16 protein-coding genes are annotated in these 20606 nt (G+C 67.4%); 11 read left to right on the top strand and 5 right to left on the bottom strand.

The annotated features are described in order from the left end of the window. Window positions 1-113 precede the first annotated feature (113 nt). Both glyA and ACWPW1_RS04240 read right to left on the bottom strand, forming a co-directional pair. On the bottom strand, window positions 114-1367 hold the full coding sequence (gene glyA / locus ACWPW1_RS04235) for a serine hydroxymethyltransferase (protein WP_017639070.1): 1254 nt from the start codon (window positions 1365-1367) through the stop codon (window positions 114-116). A gap of 123 nt (window positions 1368-1490) precedes the next feature. Then, window positions 1491-5678 (bottom strand): EAL domain-containing protein, encoded by a 4188-nt coding sequence (locus ACWPW1_RS04240; RefSeq protein ID WP_434775771.1) that lies wholly within the window; start codon window positions 5676-5678, stop codon window positions 1491-1493. A gap of 211 nt (window positions 5679-5889) precedes the next feature. Here ACWPW1_RS04240 and ettA point away from each other — a divergent pair, with 211 nt between their 5' ends. The 4 genes from ettA (at window position 5890) to modC (ending at window position 10189) form a co-directional block, all read left to right on the top strand. Next, on the top strand, window positions 5890-7554 hold the full coding sequence (ettA, locus tag ACWPW1_RS04245) for an energy-dependent translational throttle protein EttA (protein ID WP_059313584.1): 1665 nt from the start codon (window positions 5890-5892) through the stop codon (window positions 7552-7554). A gap of 124 nt (window positions 7555-7678) precedes the next feature. Beyond that, complete coding sequence (modA, locus tag ACWPW1_RS04250; RefSeq protein ID WP_434775772.1) at window positions 7679-8434, top strand: molybdate ABC transporter substrate-binding protein; 756 nt, start codon at window positions 7679-7681, stop codon at window positions 8432-8434. Window positions 8435-8438: 4 nt separating this feature from the next. Then, a complete protein-coding gene (gene modB, locus ACWPW1_RS04255) occupies window positions 8439-9116 on the top strand; it encodes a molybdate ABC transporter permease subunit (protein ID WP_434775773.1) in 678 nt (225 codons plus the stop codon). Beyond that, window positions 9113-10189, top strand: a complete 1077-nt coding sequence (gene modC / locus ACWPW1_RS04260; protein WP_454252425.1) for a molybdenum ABC transporter ATP-binding protein — start codon at window positions 9113-9115, stop codon at window positions 10187-10189. The genes modB and modC overlap by 4 nt, the downstream gene beginning before the upstream one ends. Here the strand turns inward: modC and ACWPW1_RS04265 are convergent. Then, window positions 10181-11107 carry a LysR substrate-binding domain-containing protein gene (locus ACWPW1_RS04265; protein ID WP_434775775.1) on the bottom strand — a complete coding sequence of 309 codons (927 nt, stop codon included), beginning with the start codon at window positions 11105-11107 and terminating at the stop codon, window positions 10181-10183. The genes modC and ACWPW1_RS04265 overlap by 9 nt on opposite strands. A 138-nt stretch (window positions 11108-11245) precedes the next feature. Between ACWPW1_RS04265 and ACWPW1_RS04270 the strand changes: the two genes are divergently transcribed. Beyond that, a complete protein-coding gene (locus tag ACWPW1_RS04270) occupies window positions 11246-12163 on the top strand; it encodes an EamA family transporter (RefSeq protein WP_434775776.1) in 918 nt (305 codons plus the stop codon). Here ACWPW1_RS04270 and ACWPW1_RS04275 read toward each other — a convergent pair. Both ACWPW1_RS04275 and ACWPW1_RS04280 read right to left on the bottom strand, forming a co-directional pair. Continuing rightward, a complete protein-coding gene (locus tag ACWPW1_RS04275) occupies window positions 12129-13061 on the bottom strand; it encodes an acetamidase/formamidase family protein (protein ID WP_434775777.1) in 933 nt (310 codons plus the stop codon). The genes ACWPW1_RS04270 and ACWPW1_RS04275 overlap by 35 nt on opposite strands. Window positions 13062-13087: 26 nt before the next feature. Further along, window positions 13088-14470 carry an APC family permease gene (locus ACWPW1_RS04280; RefSeq protein ID WP_059313591.1) on the bottom strand — a complete coding sequence of 461 codons (1383 nt, stop codon included), beginning with the start codon at window positions 14468-14470 and terminating at the stop codon, window positions 13088-13090. Window positions 14471-14624: 154 nt separating this feature from the next. Here ACWPW1_RS04280 and ACWPW1_RS04285 point away from each other — a divergent pair, with 154 nt between their 5' ends. The 6 genes from ACWPW1_RS04285 to ACWPW1_RS04310 all read left to right on the top strand — a co-directional run bounded on the left by ACWPW1_RS04285 (window position 14625) and on the right by ACWPW1_RS04310 (window position 20605). Then, window positions 14625-15395 (top strand): LuxR family transcriptional regulator, encoded by a 771-nt coding sequence (locus tag ACWPW1_RS04285; protein ID WP_454252426.1) that lies wholly within the window; start codon window positions 14625-14627, stop codon window positions 15393-15395. Window positions 15396-15483: 88 nt separating this feature from the next. After that, window positions 15484-15954: a nuclear transport factor 2 family protein gene (locus tag ACWPW1_RS04290; protein WP_454252427.1), complete on the top strand. Its 471-nt coding sequence runs from the start codon at window positions 15484-15486 to the stop codon at window positions 15952-15954. Between the two features lie 73 nt (window positions 15955-16027). Continuing rightward, entirely contained in the window at window positions 16028-16933 is a 906-nt protein-coding gene (locus ACWPW1_RS04295) for a LysR substrate-binding domain-containing protein (protein ID WP_434775780.1), read from the top strand. A gap of 107 nt (window positions 16934-17040) precedes the next feature. Then, window positions 17041-18231, top strand: a complete 1191-nt coding sequence (locus ACWPW1_RS04300) for a CoA transferase (protein ID WP_434775781.1) — start codon at window positions 17041-17043, stop codon at window positions 18229-18231. After that, on the top strand, window positions 18228-19154 hold the full coding sequence (locus tag ACWPW1_RS04305; protein WP_434775782.1) for a hydroxymethylglutaryl-CoA lyase: 927 nt from the start codon (window positions 18228-18230) through the stop codon (window positions 19152-19154). The genes ACWPW1_RS04300 and ACWPW1_RS04305 overlap by 4 nt, the downstream gene beginning before the upstream one ends. Before the next feature lie 74 nt (window positions 19155-19228). Further along, a complete protein-coding gene (locus ACWPW1_RS04310; RefSeq protein WP_434775783.1) occupies window positions 19229-20605 on the top strand; it encodes an MFS transporter in 1377 nt (458 codons plus the stop codon). Window position 20606: the final 1 nt, after the last annotated feature.

The following is a 20606-nucleotide window of genomic DNA, read 5'->3' on the forward strand; positions in this document are numbered from 1 at the left end:
GCCTTGACGATCTTCCTGGAAGTGCAACGAGCCCCGGCCGATTGGTCGGGGCTCGTTCTTTGGGTTTTCCCTCACCCCGACCCTCTCCCCGGGGGAGAGAGGAGGCGTGCATCTTACTTGCCGTACACCGGCAGGCGGGCGCAGACGGCCTTGACCTTCTCGCGCACTGCGTCGATCACCGACTCGTCGCCCATGTTGCCGAGGATGTCGCAGATCCAGCCGGCCAGTTCACGGCACTCGGCTTCCTGGAAGCCACGGGTGGTGACGGCCGGGGTGCCGATACGCAGACCGGAGGTGACGAAGGGCGAGCGCGGATCGTTCGGCACCGAGTTCTTGTTCACGGTGATGAAGGCGCGACCCAGGGCGGCGTCCGCGTCCTTGCCGGTGATTTCCTGCTTGATCAGGCTGAGCAGGAACAGGTGGTTGTCGGTGCCACCGGAGACCACGTCGAAGCCGCGCTCGATGAAGACACTGGCCATGGCCTGGGCGTTCTTGATCACCTGCTGCTGGTAGGTCTTGAACTCGGGCTGCAGGGCTTCCTTGAAGCACACCGCCTTGCCGGCGATGACGTGCATCAACGGACCACCCTGGGCGCCGGGGAAGACCGCCGAGTTGAGCTTCTTCTCGATGGCTTCGTTGGCCTTGGCCAGGATCAGGCCGCCGCGCGGGCCGCGCAGGGTCTTGTGGGTGGTGCTGGTGACCACGTCGGCGAAGGGCACCGGGTTGGGGTAGACACCGGCGGCGACCAGGCCGGCGAAGTGGGCCATGTCGACGAACAGATAGGCACCCACGGCATCGGCGATGGCGCGGAAGCGGGCGAAGTCCAGCACCTGGGAGTAGGCGGAGTAGCCGGCGACGATGACCTTGGGCTTGTGCTCCTGGGCCAGGCGCTCGACCTCGGCGTAGTCGATCAGGCCTTGCTCGTCGATGCCGTACTGGACGGCGTTGTATAGCTTGCCGGAGGAGGACACGGTGGCGCCGTGGGTCAGGTGGCCGCCGTGAGCCAGACTCATGCCCAGGATGGTGTCACCGGCTTCGATCAGCGCCAGGTACACGGCCGAGTTGGCCTGGGAACCGGAGTGCGGCTGGACGTTGGCGTAGTCGGCGCCGAACAGCTGCTTGGCGCGATCGATGGCCAGTTGCTCGACCACGTCGACGTATTCGCAACCGCCGTAGTAGCGCTTGTGGGGATAGCCTTCGGCGTACTTGTTGGTGAGCACCGAACCCTGGGCTTCCATGACCGCCGGGCTGGTGTAGTTTTCCGAAGCGATCAGCTCGATGTGATCTTCCTGACGCTGGGCTTCCTGCTGCATGGCGGCATACAGGTCGGCGTCGAAGCGGGCGAGGGTGGTTTCACGGCTGAACATGGCGGCAGGGTCCCCTGAGGCATGGCGAAGAGCGAGCCCGGTCGGGCTCGCGAGGGGCAACATTCTACCCCATCGCGGGAACTCAGAGGTATGAGCGCCGGTCATGCAGCGCCGCTATCGGTCTCATGTCAGGACGGGGAACAGACCCTGGTGCTCCAGGCGCTGGCGCAACTGCTCCGGCGGCAGCGGGCGATCGAACAGATAGCCCTGGACCTCGTCGCAACCATGGGTGCAGAGGAAGTCCAGCTGCGCGGTTTCTTCCACCCCCTCGGCGATCACCGAGAGATTGAGGCTGTGGGCCATGGCGATGATGGCGCGGGCGATCTGGGCGTCCTGCTCGCCATGGGGCAGGCCGTCGACGAAGCTGCGATCGATCTTGAGGATGTCGATGGGGAACTGCTTGAGGTAGTTGAGCGACGAGTAGCCGGTACCGAAGTCGTCCACCGCGATGCACAGCCCCAGCCCCTTGAGTTCGCCGAGCAGCTGCAGGGCCTCGCCGACGTCGCGCATCAGGATGCTTTCGGTCAGCTCCAGTTCCAGGCAGGCCGGCGCCAGGCCGGTCTCGGCGAGGATCTGGGCGATGCGCTGGCCGAGCTGGCCGTCGCCGAACTGGCGGCCGGACAGGTTCACCGAGACCTTGGGGATACGCACCTTGGCCGCGTGCCACTCGCGCATCTGCCGGCAGGCCTCGCGGATCACCCAGTCACCTACCTGGACCACCAGGCCGATCTCTTCCAGCACCGGAATGAATTCCGTTGGCGGAACGTTGCCGCGCACCGGGTGCTCCCAGCGCAACAGGGCCTCGACCCCGGTCAGGCGGCGGGTATCGCAGCGATACTGCGGCTGGTAGTGCAGGCGGAATTCGCCCTGCAACAGGGCGTGGCGCAGGTCGGCCTCCAGTTCCAGGCGCTCCAGGGCGCGGGCGTTCATCTCGGCCTGGTAGAACTGGAAGTTGTTCTTGCCCATCTCCTTGGCGTGGTACATGGCGGTGTCGGCGTTCTTCATCAGCTGGCTGAGCTCCTTGCCGTCCTGGGGCGACAGGGCGATGCCGATGCTGGCGGAAACGAAGAATTCGCGGCCTTCGAGAATGAAGGCCTCGGACAGCTGGGCGAGGATCTGCTCGCCGACACGGATCGCCTGGGCGAGGGCCGTTTCGCGGGTCTCCAGGCCCGACAGCAGCAGGGTGAATTCGTCGCCGCCCATGCGCGCCACGCTGTCCTCGGTGCCAACGCAGGCGGTCAGGCGCATGGCCACTTCCTTGAGCAGGCGGTCGCCGGCGGCGTGGCCGAGGCTGTCGTTGATCGGCTTGAAGCGATCCAGGTCGAGGAACATCAGCACCACCCAGCTCTCGTTGTGGCGGCTCTGCTGCAAGGCGTTGTGCAGGCGGTCCTGGAACAGGGTGCGGTTGGGCAGCAGGGTCAGGGCGTCGTAGTAGGCCAGGCGGTGGATACGCCTTTCGCTGGCCTTGCGTTCGCTGATGTCGACGAAGAAGCAGACGTAGCTCATCAGGTCGCCGTCGTCGTCGCGGATGGCGGTGATGCCGACCCAGGAGGGATAGGGCTCGTTGTCCTGGCGGCGCTGCCAGAGTTCGCCTTCCCAGCTCTCCTCGGTGCGCAGTTGCTGCATCACGTGTTGCAGCTGGTTGGCCTCCTGCTTGTCGGCGCAGAGCATCATCGGCTGCTGGTCGAACACCTCTTCGGGGCTGAAGCCGGTGATGCGGGTGAAGGTGCGGTTGACCCGCACGATGTAGCCGGCCGGGTCGGTGACTAGGATGGCGCCGGCCGAGTGATCGAACACCGTGGCCGCCATGCGCATGTCCTTGTCCGTACGACGCTGGGCGGAGATGTCGCGGCAGATGCCGAGCAGGCCGGCGAAGCGCTCGTGGTCGTCCCACAGCGGCTTGAGGCGCAGCTCGATCTGCAGGGTATGACCCTGGGCGTGCAGGCAGTCGAGCACCAGCGGCGCGAAGCGCTCGCGGCGCAGTTCGGCCAGGGCGCGGGGGTCGTCCAGGCTGCGCAGCAGCCGCTGCAGGGTCCGGCGGACCTCCTGCAGCTGACGCGAGTGGACCACCAGCTCGGCCAGGGTGCGCTGCTGCAACTCGGCGAGCGGATAGCCGAGCAGCTCCTCGACCGAGGGGCTGAGGTAGTTGAGCACCAGCTGGGCATCGGTGGTGAAGATGACGTCACTGATGCTTTCCGCTAGCTGGCGGTAGCGATTCTCGCTGTCGCGCAGGCGATCGCTGGCGCGCACCATGTCGGTGACGTCCAGGGCCAACCCGACCACGCTGGCGGCGGTGCCGTCCGTGTGGCTGGCGAGACGCTGCTCGCGCACGTCGAACCAGCGCCAGCCACCGTTGCGGTGCTGCCAGCGCAAGAGGCTGCTGCAGGGGCGATCGGAGAGCGTGGGCCGCATGCTCACCACCCGGGCATGCAGTTCGACGTCGTCCGGGTGCAGGCGCGCAGGGCCGAAGCTGACGAAGGCTTCCGGCGGATAGCCGAGCTTGCGTGCCAGCGAATGGCTCTCGTAGGTGAGTTCGCCGCTGGTCACGTCATAGGTATAGAGGGTGTCGGGAATGGCGCTGATCAGGTTGGACCAGAAGGCGTCGCGCTCGAGCAGGCGCAATTCGCCGAGCTTGCGCTGGGTGATGTCGTTGAGGCTGAGCAGGGTGGCGTCGAGGTGCTGGGGATCGGCCGGCAGGTGCATGCTCAGCCAGAAATGGCGATCGCCTTCGGCGGTGCTAATGCGGGTCTCCAGTTCCAGCACCTGCTGGCCGGAGAGCAGGCCGGCCAGCAGGCGGTAGCGCTTGCCGCCGACCTGGACACGGGACTCGCCCACCAGCCGGTCCCAAGCCTGGTCGAGGTGGTCGATGCCGAGCATTTCCAGGGCGCGCTGGTTGATCTCGGTGATGCGCACCTGGCGACCCAGGGCATCCAGCGCCTCGGGCTGGCGGGCGAACAGCTCCGCCAGCTGTTCGGGCCGCTCCAGGCCCAGGGCGGTCATGCAGGGCTGCACGGCGCTCAGGTCCACCACGCAGATGCCGGTGTGCACCCCGTTGAAGATGTTCTCGTAGCGCTGGCGGGTGGTCTGGATGGTTTCCAGGTTGCGCTGCTGTTCGGTGACGTCGCGCAGCACCCAGACGAAGCCGTCCTGCGTCTGGGTGCGGTCGCGCAGCACGCGCACGCTGGACTGGCTGTCCGCCAGGGCATGGCAGCTGACCGCGAAGCGACGCGGCTGGCTCGCCACCCGGAGGGTGATGAGGGCACCGCCGTCCCGCTCGGCCGGCGTCAGGGCAACCAGCTGGGGGAGCAGGCTGGCGAGGAAATATTGCTGGGCGTCGTCCGCGGCGATGCCCAGCAGGCGGGCGGCGGTGGCGTTGACATAGACCAGGCGACCGTCGGCCTGGGTCATGCAGACGAATTCCTCGATACCGTTCAGTGCCGTGCTCGCCAGGCGCAGGCTACGTCGCGAGGCCAGGGTCAGGGCCCGCAGACCCTGCTCTTCGCGCAGGAGCAGGTAGATCAGGATGGCGGTCACCAGGCCGGACAGGCTGAACAGCAGCAGCCGGCCCGAGGAGGCCTCCAGCAGCGACTCCGACGGCGTCTCGGGGGGATAGGCGCCCACCACCTGCCAATCGCTGTAGGCCAGCGGCTGGATCACCTCGCCGGCGGTGGCGGCGGTCGCGCCTCTGTGGAACAGTAGGGTGCCACGGGTGCGATCCTCCAGGCGCCAGTCGAGGCCCGTGGGCACGCGGGTCGACCGCCAGAGCGGTTCGAGCCGCGGGGCGCTGGTCAGTACCCACCAGCCCTGCTGCAACTCCGGATCACCGGCCAGCAGGACATAGAGGGGCGCGGTGGTAGCCGCGGCGTTGTAGCCATAGCTGAAGTCAGCCTGGCCGCTGCGTGCGATCAACTGCTGGATGAAGGCGGCATCCGCGGAGTCGTCCAGCCGCGCGGTACGCAAGGCGGCATTGGCCGGCAACCAGCGCACCTGCTGCAGACCGGGAAAGAAATCCTTGAGGCTGAGCAGCAGATTGGGTGCCAGCGGCAGGGTGGGGTCCAGCGACCAGCGCAGGGTGCTGCGCACCGCCTGGGCCTTGAGCGCCAGGCCGAATTCGAGGGTGTTGGCCAGTTGCCGGGTCAGGCCTTCCAGCTGTTCGCGGCGCAGGGCTTCACGCTCGGCCATGCTGGCGAAGGCCTGCCAGAACATCAGCGCGAGCATGGCCACCAGCGACAGGATCAGCAGGCCGCGGGTCAGGCGTCGCGAGGAGGGGGCTACCGGCTCTTCCGGCAGCGTGGAGGGCGGGCTGTTCACGACGGACTGCGTTCCTGCAGAGGCGATGGCCATTCGACTGCGCCCGGTTCCGCGGGGCAGGGATGGCCTATGATAAGGGGCCGGACGGTCTCTCCGCCGGTTTTTTCCAGGTGTCTACCGCGTGCGCTTTCGTCGCCCGGGGTTTCGACAGCGTTCGCCGCTGACGCCATACTGTGTCCCCTGTTTTTCATTCCGGTCCCAAGGTTCCCTCATGGCTCAATACGTCTACACCATGCATCGGGTCGGCAAGGTCGTGCCGCCCAAGCGTGAAATCCTCAAGAACATCTCCCTGTCGTTCTTTCCCGGCGCCAAGATCGGCGTGCTCGGTCTGAACGGTGCGGGCAAGTCGACGCTGCTGCGCATCATGGCCGGCGTCGATACCGAGATCGAAGGTGAAGCGCGTCCGATGGCCGGTATCAATGTGGGTTATCTGCCGCAGGAGCCGAAACTTGATCCCGAGCAGACGGTTCGTGACGTAGTCGAGGAAGCGGTCGGCCAGATCAAGCAGGCCCAGGCCCGTCTGGACGAGGTCTATGCCGCCTACGCCGAGCCGGACGCCGACTTCGACGCCCTGGCCGCCGAGCAGGCCAAGCTGGAGGCCATCCTCCAGGCCGCCGATGGCCATAACCTGGATCGTCAGCTGGAAGTCGCCGCCGATGCCCTGCGCCTGCCGGCGTGGGACGCCAAGGTCGGCGTGCTCTCCGGTGGCGAGAAGCGCCGCGTGGCGCTGTGCCGCCTGCTGCTGTCGGCCCCCGACATGCTGCTGCTGGACGAACCCACCAACCACCTGGACGCCGACTCGGTGGCCTGGCTGGAGCACTTCCTGCACGACTTCCCCGGCACCGTGGTGGCCATCACCCACGACCGCTACTTCCTCGACAACGTCGCCGGCTGGATCCTGGAGCTGGACCGTGGCCAGGGCATCCCCTTCGAGGGCAATTACTCCGGCTGGCTGGAATCCAAGGCCGCGCGCCTGACCCAGGAAGCCAAGCAGGAGGCGGCCCACGCCAAGGCCATGAAGGCTGAACTGGAATGGGTGCGCTCCGGCGCCAAGGCCCGCCAGTCCAAGTCCAAGGCCCGTCTGCAGCGCTTCGAGGAAATGCAGTCCCAGGAATTCCAGAAGCGCAGCGAGACCAACGAGATCTACATCCCTGCCGGCCAGCGGCTGGGCGACAAGGTCATCGAGTTCAAGAACGTCAGCAAGGGCTATGGCGATCGCCTGCTGATCGACGACCTGAGCTTCGTGGTGCCCAAGGGCGCCATCGTCGGCGTGATCGGCGGCAACGGCGCCGGCAAGTCGACCCTGTTCCGCATGATCATGGGCAAGGAGCAGCCGGACTCGGGCACCATCGAGATCGGCGACACCGTGCAACTGGCCAGCGTCGACCAGAGCCGCGAGAACCTGTCCGACACCAAGACCGTCTGGGAGCAGGTCTCCGACGGTTCCGACGTGATCAAGATCGGCAACTACGAGGTGCCTTCGCGCAGCTACGTCGGCCGCTTCAACTTCAAGGGCGCCGACCAGCAGAAGTTCGTCAAGGACCTCTCCGGCGGTGAGCGCGGGCGCCTGCACCTGGCGCTGACCCTCAAGCAGGGCGGCAACGTGCTGCTGCTGGACGAACCCTCCAACGATCTGGACGTGGAAACCCTGCGCGCCCTGGAAGACGCCCTGCTGGACTTCCCCGGCGCGGCCATCGTGATCTCCCACGACCGCTGGTTCCTCGACCGCATCGCCACCCACATCCTCTCCTACGAGGACGACTCCAACGTGGTGTTCTTCGAAGGCAACTACACCGAGTACGAAGCCGATCGCAAGAAGCGCCTGGGTGAGGCCGCGGCCCAGCCCAAGCGGGTCAAGTACAAGAAGCTGGCGTAAGCGTCCGCCGAAACGCCGCTGGGGAAACCCAGCGGCGTTTTCTTTTGTCTCGTTGCTGCGGAAGGCCTGAACGTTGTTTTCAGCGCCGCCAGCCTCCCGCCGACCTCTGATGGAGAGAAGCCCGATGATCGCTACTCGCTCCCGCCTGCTGCTGGCCCTGGTCGCCGGCGCCCTGGCTACCCCCGTCCTGGCCGACGAGGTCCAGGTGGCCGTGGCCGCCAATTTCAGCGCGCCGCTCAAGGCCATCGGCGAAAGATTCGCCCAGGACACCGGCCACCACCTGCTGATCTCCAGCGGCGCCACTGGCCAGCTCTATACCCAGATCAAAAACGGCGCGCCCTTCGCGGTCTTCCTGTCCGCCGACGACAGCACCCCGGCCAAGCTGGAAGCCGAAGGTGCGGCGGTCAAGGGGTCACGCTTCACCTATGCCATCGGCACCCTCGCGCTCTGGTCGCCCAAGGCGGGCTATGTGGACGGGGAGGGCGCGGTACTCAAGCAAAACACCTTCAGCCACCTGGCCGTGGCCAATCCCAAGACCGCGCCCTATGGCCTGGCTGCCACCCAGACCCTGGCCAAGCTGGGGCTGACCGAGGCGGTCGCGGCCAAGCGGGTCGAAGGCCAGAACATCACCCAGGCCTACCAGTTCGTCGCCACCGGCAATGCCGAGCTCGGCTTCGTCGCCCTGTCGCAGATCTATCAGGACGGCCAGGTGAAGGAGGGCTCGGCCTGGATCGTGCCGGCCGCGCTCTACGAGCCGATTCGCCAGGACGCGGTGCTGCTGGAGAAGGGTGAGGACCAGGCAGCGGCCAAGGCGCTGCTGGCCTATCTCAAGGGGCCCCAGGCAGCTGCGGTACTCAAGGCCTACGGCTACCGGCAGTGATCCCATGACCCTGACCGCGGCGGACTGGGCGGCGATCCGCCTGACCCTGGAGCTGGCCAGCGTGACCACGCTGCTGCTGCTGGTGCTGGGCACGCCCCTCGCCTGGTGGCTGGCGCGTACCCGGTCCTGGCTCAAGGGCCCCCTCGGAGCCCTGGTGGCCTTGCCGCTGGTGTTGCCCCCCACGGTGATCGGCTTCTATCTGCTGCTGGCCATGGGGCCGGAAGGCTGGGTCGGGCAGCTCACCGAAGCATTGGGCCTGGGCCGGCTGCCCTTCACCTTCGCTGGGCTGGTGGTGGGCTCGCTGTTCTATTCGCTGCCCTTCGTGGTGCAGCCGCTGCAGAACGCCTTCGAGGCTATCGGTCCGCGCCCCCTGGAGGCGGCTGCCACTCTCAGAGCCAGCCCCCTGGACACCTTCTTACATGTCGTCCTGCCGTTGGCGCGGCCGGGCTTCATCACCGCCGCCATCCTCGGCTTCGCCCATACCGTGGGCGAATTCGGCGTGGTGCTGATGATCGGCGGCAACGTGCCCGGGCGCACCCAGGTCGTCTCCACCCAGATCTTCAATCATGTGGAAGCCATGGAATATCCCCAGGCGCATCTCCTGGCCGGCGGCATGCTGGTCTTCTCCTTCGTGATCCTCCTGTTGCTCTATGGGCGCCGCGGGCGGTCGGCCTGGACATGAGTCTGACGGCGAGATTCGAACTCTCGCACCCTGGCTTCGCCCTGGATGTGGACCTCGCGCTGCCTGGCAGCGGCGTCACCGCGCTGTTCGGGCCTTCGGGCTCAGGCAAGACCTCCTGCCTGAGGTGCGTGGCCGGCCTGGAGCGTGGCGCCCGCGGGCGCCTGGTGGTGGCCGGCGAGACCTGGCAGGACAGCGAGCGCGGGCTGTTCCTGCCGCCGTACCGGCGTGCCCTGGGTTATGTCTTCCAGGATGCCAATCTGTTCGAACACCTGGACGTGCGCCGCAACCTGCTGTTCGGCTGGCAGCGGGTCGCGCCGGGCGAGCGGCGTCTGGCACTGGAACAGGTCGTCGAGCTGCTGGGCATCGCGGGGCTTCTGACCCGAATGCCGGCACGCCTTTCCGGTGGCGAGCGCCAGCGGGTCGGCATCGCCCGGGCGCTGCTGAGCAGTCCGCGTCTCCTGCTCATGGACGAACCCCTGGCGGCGCTGGACGCCGAGCGCAAGGCCGAGATCCTGCCCTACCTGGAACGCCTGACCCGGGAGCTGGCGCTGCCGATCCTCTACGTCAGCCATGCTCCCGACGAGGTGGCGCGGCTGGCCGATCACCTGGTGCTGCTGGAGCAGGGGCGGGTACTGGCCAGCGGGCCGACCAGCGCGGTGCTGGCGCGGCTTGACCTGCCCATCGCCCTGGCCGAGGACGCCGGGGTGGTACTGGAAGGGCGGGTGCTGGGCCATGACCCGGATTACGGCCTGCTCAGTCTGGGCCTGCCGGGCGAGCAGCGCGTGCTGCTCGCCCATGCGCCGCTGCCGCCTGGCCAGGCGCTGCGCATCAAGGTGCTGGCGCGAGATGTCAGCCTGAGCCTGGAGCGCCAGCACAGCAGCATCCTCAACGTGCTGCCCGCGACCGTCGCGGAGATCGCCCCGACCCGCTCGCCCGCCCAGGTGCTGTTGCGCCTGGACCTGGGTGGTACGGCGCTACTGGCGCGGATCACCCGCTACTCGCTGGAACGCATGTCGCTGCAGCCGGGCAGCCAGGTCTGGGCGCAGTTGAAGTCGGTGGCCGTATTAGCTTGAAGCTGCCGCAGGCCTGAGCCGCTCCAGCAGAAAATCCACCAATACCCGTACCGCTGCCGGCAGCTGCCGATCCGGCGGATAGAGCAGCCAGGCGGTGCCCTGGTAGGGGCCGAGGTATTGCCAGTCGGGCAGTACCCGCAGCAGCCGGCCTTCGGTCAGAGCGGCCTCGGCCGCGAAGGCGGGCAGGCAGGCGATGCCGAGGTCGGCAAGGGTGGCCTCCAGGCGCACGCCGCTGTGGTTGCAGGCCAGGCGCCCGCGCACCGTCACGCTTTCCACCCGGTCGCCACGGCGCAGTTGCCAGCGCTGGTCGCCCGGGGTTTCGCCCAGGTAGAGACACTCATGTTCAGCCAGCGCCTGGGGCTGCTGCGGCAGGCCGTGGCGCCGGAGATAGGTGGGGCTGGCGCAGAGCACGAAGTCCATCTCGCGCAGCGGTCGGGCGACAAAGCCGGCGGGGGGCTGTTCGGTGATGCGCACCAGCAGATCCTGGTCGTCGGCGATGGGGTCCAGCGGGCGGTCGTCCAGGCGCAGTTGCAGATCCACGTCCGGATAGCGTTGGAAGAAGTCCGGCAGCAGTGGGGCGATCAGCCGGTAGCCGACTGCCTTGGGCATCGCCAGGCGGACCTGGCCGCGGGGCTCCTCGAGGTGCTGCAGGCCACTGTCCAGCGCCGCGCCGGCGGCGGTCAGCAGCTGGCGGCAGTGGCCAAGCACCTCGCGCCCGGCCTCGCTTAGCCGCAGCTGGCGAGTGGTGCGCTGCAGCAGGCGTACCCCCAGCTCCCGCTCCAGCCGCGCGACCTGGCGACTGACCGCCGAAGGCGTGGCGTCCAGCAGCCGGGCGGCGGCGGTGAAGCTGCCGGTCTCCACCACCTTGGCGAAGGCGACCATGCAGGGCAACAGGGGAAGAGCGCGCAGGAGATCCATGCCGATATCCGCAGGAAGCAATGGGGTCGGAAATGCTGGCATTGCTTCCCTGGGGGAACAAGAGCTATGCGTGGCGACTGGCTTATGGTGATCACTGCCAGCGTGCACACTGGCAGCCGAATGTACGGAGACGCTGTCATGACGCAACGCCCCACCTTCGGCCTCGCCGAAGGCCTGCTGCTCGCCACCGCCCTGGTCTGGGGCACCAGCTACGCCGTGGTCAAGGACGCCGTGATGCTCTATCCGGTGCTTGGCTACCTGGCGCTGCGCTTCTGTCTCACCGCACTACTGCTGGCGCCCACCCTGAGGGGCGCGGGCCGGCGGGCCTGGCGACCGGGGGTGCCGACCGGCCTGCTGCTGCTGGCGATCTTTCTCAGCGAGACCTTTGGCGTGGCCCTGACCAGCGCCAGCAACGCCGCCTTTCTCATCAGCCTCTGCGTGGCCCTGACGCCCTTTGCCGAGTGGTGGCTGCTCGGCCAGCGACCCGAGGCCCGCGCCCTGGGCGCTGCGGGTCTGGCAGTGGTGGGCGCCGGCCTGCTGACCCGCGGGGTGACCCTGAGCTTCAACCTGGGCGACGGTCTGATCCTGCTGGCAGCCGTGTTGCGGGCGATCAATGTCTGCGTGGTACGCCGCCGGTTGAGTCGTGCCACCGCTCCGGTGCCGGCCCTGGCCCTGACCGCCGTGCAGACCGGCGTGGTGGGCCTGGCCTGCCTGCTGCTGTTCGCCCTGGGGCCGGGGCTGGCGCCGCTGCCCCTGCAGCCGGGCTTCTGGTTCGCCACCGGCTATCTGGTGCTGTTCTGCACCCTGGGCGCCTTTCTCGCTCAGAACTACGCCCTGGGCCGCGCCAGCGCCACCCGCGTCGCCCTGCTGATGGGCGCCGAACCTCTGTTCGGCGCGCTGTTCGCCAGCTTCTGGCTGGATGAGCGCCTGGGCCTCTGGGGTTGGCTGGGCGGCCTGCTGATCGTCATCGCCTCGCTATGGGGGACGTTGCCGCGGCGGGCACCAGACTATTCGGACCCGGCTATTCGAACACGATCCGCGGAAAATAGAAGCTGACCACCCAATTGGGCACGTCGACGATCTCGCTGATGCGCAGATCGCCGCAGACCGAGCAGAGCAGATAGGCCTGTTCCGCCGGCAGGTTGCGGGTCTGCCCGAGCCAGTCGATGGCGCCGCTGACGGCCATGCGCGCTGCGGCCAGCAGGTCGGGTCCGACCCCGGTGAAGACCTCGTAACCGGCGCCGTCGAGGTGTCGGGTGACCGGCCCCGGGGTGCTGAAGCGCGGCATGGCCAGCGGTTGCTGCTTGATTAGTTCGAAGGTGGCGGTGACCGCCATGGCCGTTTCGATGGCGGTGCCGCAGACTTCGCCATCGCCCTGGGCGGCATGGGTGTCGCCAATGGAAAACAGCGCCCCCGTCACTTCCACCGGCAGGTAGAGGCTGGTGCCGGCGGCCAGGTCGCGGATGTCCAGATTGCCGCCCACCCGTCGTGGCGGTACTACCGAGTGCAGACCCGGCGCAGCCGGGGCCACTCCGAGGGTGCCGGCGAAGGGCTTGAGCGGGACCCGCGCCAGCTCGCCGAAGGCGGCGGGCACCTGGCCTGAGCTGTCGTAGTGCCAGAGCTGCAGCACTGGCGCGGGAAACTGATCGGCGAGCAGACCGAAGCCGGGGATGTTGGCCGTCCAGCCAAAGCCGCTGGGGGTAAAGCTGTCCAGCGTCACCTTGAGGACGTCGCCCGGTTCGGCACCCTCGATCCACAGGGGGCCGCAGACTGGGTTTACCCGCTCGAAGGGCAGGGTGGCGATATCGGCGGCGCTGGAGTGGGCATGAAAGTGGCCATCCGCCGCATCGCGGCAGGCGAAGCTCACCGTTTCGCCCGGCGCGACCTCCAGCGCCGGAGTGAGGCTGTGATCCCAGCCGCAGTGGCAGTGCTGACTGTGCAGGGTCTTGATCATCTGAAGCCTCCGCGGGCAGGTGATGCTTAGTGGACGGCGTCGTTGGCCTTGAATTCCGTGGTCCGGCCGCTGAGCGTGAGGAAGGCCAGCACGGCCAGTCCCAGCAGCATCCAGCAGCTGCCGCCGACCTTGGCGTAGACGTCGGCGTTGAACAGCACATAGGCCAGCACGATGAAGCCGAGCAGCGGGACCAGCCCATGCAGCAGAGGGCGCCCGGCGCCGCGGTGGTGCCAGGCCACTGCCACATGCAGGAGCAGGAAGGCGGTCAGCGCACCGAAGTTGCACATGGAGGCCAGCAGATTGATCTGACCGACAAAGAACAGGCCCAGTCCCAGGCTCAGCGCTGCCACCAGCAGGATGGCGCGCTGGGGCACTCGGGTCACCGGATGGATCTGGCGCAGGAACTGCGGCAGTTGGCGGTCACGGGCCATGGCGAACAGCAGCCGGGAGGTGGCGGCCTGGGCCACCAGGGCATTGGCGATGGCGGAACCGATGGCTACCGCCAGGGCGATCACCACCTGCAGCCAGGGCCCGGCGATTAGCCGACCGATCTCGTAGAAGGCGTTGTTGGAGGCATCGGCGTCAGGGTACTGGACCAGGTTGGGTTGCAGCAGGGCGGCCAGCCAGGTCTGCACCATGAACAGCACGGCCACCAAGGCCAGGGCCAGCAGGGTGGCGCGGCCCACCACGCGGCTGCCGCCACGGGTCTCCTCCGACAGGGTGGAGATGGCATCGAAGCCAAGGAAGGACAGCACCGCCACCGACAGGGCGCTGAAGATCAGCGGCAGGGAGAACTCCTCGGGGTTGTACAGCGGCTTCATGGTCCATTCGGCGCCGTTGACCCCACGGCTGATGGCCAGCGAGGCCAGCACCACGAACACCAGCAGCACTGCCAGCTGGCCATAGAGGAACAGGCGGTTGGCGCGGGCGGTGGTCTCGATGCCGCGCAGATTGACCAGGGTGTTGAGGGCGACGAAGAAAACGATCCACAGCGGCTGGGGAATCGCCGGGATGACATTGGCCATGGCGTTGGCGCCGATCACATAGAGCAGGGTGGGCACCAGCAGGTAGTCGAGCAGAATGGCCCAGCCCGCGAGAAAGCCCAGCGCCGGATGCAGGCCACGACCGACGTAGGCATAGACCGAGCCGGCCACCGGAAAGGCGCGCGACATCTGCTGATAGCTGACGGCGGTGAACAGCATGGCGACGAAGCCGATCAGGTAGGTGAGGGGCACCATGCCGTGGCTGGCGTCGAATACTCCGCCAAAGATGGAAAAGGGTGCGATGGGCACCATGAACACTAGACCGTAGATCAGCAGGTCCTTCAGCCCGAGCTGGCGCTTGAGCTCCTGGGTGTAGCCGAAGCGAGCGAGGTCGGCGCTGTCGCCGGACGGAGCGTGCTGAGTCATGGGGGCTTCCTCGAAGGGGCGGGGGTAGACTCGACTCTAGTCCAGGGGCGGCGACGGCCCCATCCACAAAAGTGCTAGGTTTGCAGGAAACCCGCGATGACTGGCAGAGCCTTTGCTTCGCGTTCCCTATCGTGATCCAGGGAGGAGCTTCAAGATGCATGCCGATCTGTTCGCCGTCAGTAGCCGACTCGCCGGGTTGCCCACGCTCGACGCCTGTCTGGATACCGTCCAGGACGTCGCCGAGCGTCTGGGCTGCAAGGCGCTGATCTACGACTACGCACCGGTTCCGCTCAGTCATGACGGGGTACTCATCACGCCGTCGGTGTTCAAGGTGCGCAACACCCCGGCGGACATGCAGGCCTTCTGGTGCGAGCGCGGCTACTACCAGATCGATCCCGTGCAGCAGTGCGCCAGCCGCCGCGCGGCGCCCTTCGTCTGGTCGTTTCGCAGCGAAACCCGCAGCGCGCTGCGCGAGTACCTGGGTGACAGTCATCTGCCGGTCACCTGCTATGTGCGCGACAGTGGCCTCGCCACCGGGGTAACAGTGCCGCTGCACCTTCCCGGCGGCGCCTTCGCCACCCTGACCGGCATCCTCGATGCCGATGCCGATGCCCGCGATGCCGAGGCCACTGGCGAAGCCTGCCTGAGTGCCTTCCTGGTGCTGGCCCATGCCTTCCAGGCCCGCGCCGATGAACTGCTCGCGCCCGCCGAGCGATGCTGCGGCCAGATCCGCCTGACGCCACGGGAGCGCGAATGCCTCCAGTATTCAGCCAAGGGGCTGACCGCCAAGCGCATCGCCGCGACGCTCCATCGCTCCACTGCCACGGTCAACCTGCACCTCAATTCCGCCGCCCGTAAATTGGGTGCGCGCAATCGGGTGGAGGCGGTGGTGCGTGGCCTGCACTATCGGCTGGTGGAAGTCTGAACGAGTTGGCCAGATCCGTGGGGCGATCGACCTTGCGACGATGACACGCCACCCGGACACTGGGGCCTCACCTGCCTAGGAGTGTCCCATGAGCGCTGCCCGTCCCCCCGTACCGCCTTTCACCCTGGAATCCGCCCGGCAGAAGGTCCGCGCCGCCGAAGACGGCTGGAACAGCCGCGATCCGGCCAAGGTGGCGCTGGCCTATACCGTCGACAGCCGCTGGCGTAACCGTTCCGAATTCCTCCAGGGGCGGGCCGCCATCGAGGCCTTTCTAACCCGCAAGTGGCAGCGCGAGCACGATTACCGGCTGATCAAGGAACTCTGGGCCCATGACAGGGCGCGCATCGCCGTGCGCTTCGCCTACGAATGGCAGGACGAAAACGGCCAGTGGTATCGCTCCTATGGCAACGAGAACTGGCAGTTCAACGACCAGGGCCTGATGGCCGAGCGTCACGCCAGCATCAACGACCTGCCCATCAGCGAAACCGAGCGGCTGTTTCTCTGGCCCCAGGGCCGGCGGCCGGACGATCATCCGGGCTTGAGCGACCTGGGGCTCTGACCGGCGGCGGATGGCTATCCCGGACGGGGCAGGGTCCTGTACAAGGACCTCTGGCCGCCAGGACCTGCTGACGATGCACTACCGCAACCTGCTCCGCCGCCTCGATCTGGTTTCGCTGCAACTGCTGCTGGCGGTGCACGAGGAGGGCACCCTGACCCGCGCCGCCGAGCGCGAGATGATCGCCCTGTCCGCCGCCAGCAAGCGCCTGCACGACCTGGAGCGCTCGCTCGACATCGAGCTCTTCGAGCGCAACGCCAAGGGCATGACCCTGACCCCGGTCGGCGAGACACTGCTCTACTACGCCAAGCGCATCCTCGCCGACGTCGAGCGCATCAGCATCGACGTCGGCGAGCACCTGCAGGGGGTGCGCGGCTACGTGCGGATGATGGCCAACATCTCCGCCATCATCGAATTCCTGCCCGAGGATCTGCAGGCCTTCGCGGTCGGCCATCCCCAGGTCAAGGTCAGCCTGGACGAACGACCCAGCGCCGGCGTGGTGAAGGGCGTGCTGGAAGGCGCCGCCGACCTGGGCATCTGCTCCTCGGACACCGACACCCGTGGCCTGCTGGCCGTGCCCTACCGGCAGGACACCCTGGTGGTGGTGATGCGCCCGGATCATCGCCTAGCTGGAGCCTCGCGGCTGGCCTTCGCCGAGACCCTGGACGACGACCACGTCGGCCTGCACGCCGACAGCTTCATCAACCTGCGTACCAAGGCGGCCGCACGCAGCCATGGCAAGGCCTTGCGGCTGCGCATCCATGTGCCCGGCTTCGATGCCGTGTGCCGCATGGTGCAGACCGGCTTCGGCCTGGGGGTGCTGCCGCTGCAAGCCTTCGAACTCATCGGTCGGCCGCTCGGCCTGGTCGCCGCCGCCCTGGAGGACGACTGGGCGCAACGCAGCCTGGCGCTGGTAGTGCGCGACGTGGACTCCCTCTCACCGGTCAGCCGGTTGCTCTACGAGCACCTGCTGCAGGTCTGAATCCAGGCCTTCGTGTTTCGCGAAGGCCTGTTGCCGAAAGACGTTTATCCCCGGCTGACCGATTGTCCTAGCATCGGTGCATTCCAATAACAACGAGGCTAGTCCGCATGACGGCTCTTACCGGACTGCGTGTCATCGAGATCGGCACGCTCATCGCCGCCCCCTTCGCCGCGCGCCTGCTGGCCGAATTCGGCGCCGAGGTGATCAAGATCGAAGCCCTGGACAAGGGCGATCCCCTGCGCAAGTGGCGCAAGCTGCACGAGGGCACCTCGCTGTGGTGGTACCTGCAGTCGCGCAACAAGAAGTCCCTGGCGCTGAATCTCCGCTCCGCCGAGGGCGTGGCCCTGGTCAAGCAGCTGGTCGAGGGCGCCGACGTGCTCATCGAGAATCTGCGCCCGGGTGCCCTGGAAAAGCTGGGTCTCGGCTGGGACGTCCTGCACGCGCTCAACCCCAAGCTCACCCTGGTGCGCATCTCCGGCTACGGCCAGACCGGCCCCTATCGCGATAGACCCGGCTTCGGCGCCATCGGCGAGGCCATGGGCGGTATCCGCTACACCACCGGTACTCCAGGTACGCCGCCGGCACGGGTCGGGGTCAGCCTGGGCGATTCCCTGGCCTCCATGCATGCGGTGATCGGCGCGCTGATGTCGGTGCTGCGGGTCAAGACCGGCCAGGGCGACGGCCAGGTGGTCGATGTCTCCCTGGTCGAGAGCGTATTCAACGTGATGGAGAGCCTGGTGCCGGAGTACTCCATGCTCGGCCATGTGCGCGAGCGCACCGGTGGGGCGCTGCCGGGCATCGCGCCGTCCAATACCTATCCCACCCGTGATGGCGCCTATGTGGTGGTCGCCGGCAACAGCGATCCGATCTTCGTGCGGCTGATGCAGGCCATCGGCCGACCAGATCTCGCCGAGCGGGCGGACCTGGCGCAGAACGATGGGCGTGCCCGCCACAGCGAGCTGATCGACGACGCCATCGCCGCCTGGACCGGCAGCCTGGGGATCGACGAGGTGCTGGCGGTGCTGGAAGGCGCCGAGGTGCCGGCCGGGCGCATCTATTCCGCCGCCGACATCGTCGCCGATCCCCACTACCAGGCGCGGGACATGCTGCTGGACACCACCTTGCCCGATGGAGCCACCCTGAAGATGCCGGGCATAGTGCCCAAGCTGTCGGCAACGCCGGGCCAGGTGAACTGGCAGGGTCCGACCCTCGGCCAGCACACCGATACCTTGCTGACCGAACTGGGGCTGAGCGAGGCGGACATCCAGCGGCTCAAGAAGGATGGGGTGGTGAAATGAGTGCCGAGCGCCTGATCGTCCAGGAAGTGGCACCCCGTGATGGCTTGCAGATCGAGCCGAGCTGGGTGGAAACCGCTGACAAGATCGCCCTGATCGACCAGCTGTCTGGCCTGGGCTTCTCGCGGATCGAAGCCGGCTCCTTCGTCTCGCCCAAGGCCGTGCCTATGCTGCGCGATGGTGAGGCGGTGTTTCAGGGCATCGCCCGCCGGCCCGGGGTGACCTATGTCGCCCTGGTGCCCAATCTCAAGGGTGCCCAGCGCGCCCTGGCAGCGGGTGCCGATGAATTGAATCTGGTGCTCTCCGCCAGCCAGACCCACAACCAGGCCAACATGCGCATGAGTTGCGAGCAGTCGCTGGCCAGCTTCGCCGAGGTGGTGCAGCTGGCCAAGGGGCAGGCGGTCTCGCTCAACGGCACGGTGGCGACCACCTTTGGTTGCCCGTTCGAGGGGCGCATCGACGAAGGCTGGGTGTTCGAACTGGTGCAGCGCTACCTGGCGCTGGGCATGACCGGCATCACCCTCGCCGACACCACCGGCATGGCCAATCCGCGGCAGGTCGCGCGGATCGTCCGTCAGGTGCTGGAACTGATCCCGGCGTCCGCCCTGACCCTGCATTTCCACAATACCCGCGGCCTGGGCCTGAGCAACGTGCTGGCCGCCTACGAGGCCGGCGCCCTTCGTTTCGACGCCGCCCTCGGCGGGCTCGGCGGCTGTCCCTTCGCGCCCGGCGCGTCCGGCAACATCTGCACCGAGGACCTGGTGAATCTCTGCATGGAAATCGGGGTGGAGACCGGCATCGATCTGGAGCAACTGATCGCGCTGTCGCGTACCTTGCCGGCGCTGCTCGGCCACGACACCCCTGGCCAGGTGGCCAAGGCCGGGCGCAACTGCGACCTGCATCCGCCGCCTGCGGCGAGTGGCTAACCCCCGCCCACCCTTCGTTCGCCCTGACTACAACAACAAAGGAGTGCCAGCCTGGCCGCTCCCGGGAGATCGCTATGCATCCGTCCGCCACCCCCGCCGCCGCTGAGCACACCCTGGTCCGCAAGGTCGCCTGGCGGCTCATGCCGTTGATCATGGTCTGCTACCTGTTCGCCTTCTTCGACCGCATCAACATCAGCTTTGCCAAGTTCCAGCTGCAGGCCGACCTGTCACTGAGCAACACCGCCTACGGCCTGGGCGCGGGGCTCTTCGTGGTCGGCTATGTGCTGTTCGAGGTGCCCAGCAACATGATGCTGTACAAGGTCGGCGCACGGCGCTGGATCGCCCGCATCATGATTTCCTGGGGCATCGCCACGGCGCTGATGATGTTCGTCACCGCCGAATGGCAGTTCTATGTGCTGCGCTTCCTGATCGGCGCCATGGAAGCCGGCTTCGCCCCGGGCATCCTCTACTACCTGACGCTCTGGTTTCCGCAGAGCTACCGCGGCCGCATCACCTCGACGCTGTTCCTGGCCTCGGCCTTTGCCGGGCTGATCGGCGCCCCGGTCTCGGGACTGATCCTCGGCCAGCTGGACGGCCTGCTCGGCATGCGCGGCTGGCACTGGCTGTTCCTGCTCGGCGGCCTGCCCTGCGTGCTGCTGGGCGTGCTGGTGCTGCGCCTGCTGCACGACCGCATCAGTGATGCGCCCTGGCTCAGCGGCGAGGAAAAGACCTTTCTGGCCAGCCGCATCGCCCGCCATGAAAGCAACGCCCACGGCTCGCTGCTGGCGGCGATCCGGCTGCCGGGTTTCCTGCTGCTCGGACTGATCTACTTCCTGATCCAGGTCGCCTCCTATGGCCTCAACTTCTGGGCGCCGCAGCTGATCCGCAGCGCGGGCACCGAGAGTCCCACCATCATCGGGCTATTGACCGCCGTGCCCTATGTCTTCGGCGCCATCAGCATGGTGGTGGTAGGGCGGTTGTCGGACGCCAGCGGCGAGCGGCGCAAGTTCGTTTGCGGCCTGGTGATCGCCGGGGCATTGGGATTCTTCAGCGCAGGTCTCTTCGCTGACCACACCACCCTGCTGATCCTCTCCCTGGCGCTGATGGGCGCCGGCATCATCGCCTCCATTCCGGCCTTCTGGGCGCTGCCGCCGAAACTGCTCGCCGGCGCGGGAGCCGGTGCCGCGGGCGGTATCGCCCTGATCAACACCCTGGGACAGTTCGGCGGCATCGTCAGCCCGGTGATGGTGGGCTACATCAAGGACGTGACCGGCAGCACCACCCCGGCGCTCTATCTCATCGGCTGTACCAGCCTGCTGGCCGCCGGCCTGCTGTTCTGGGCACTGCCGCAGAGTCTGCGGACTTCGGACCGGGTGGGTGCCCAAACGCCAGAACCCGCACCGGTCGAGGACGTCGCGCTGCTGGGGGACAAGCGTCCCCTCAACTCCTGAG

Source organism: Pseudomonas sp. Marseille-Q7302 (assembly GCF_965111925.1).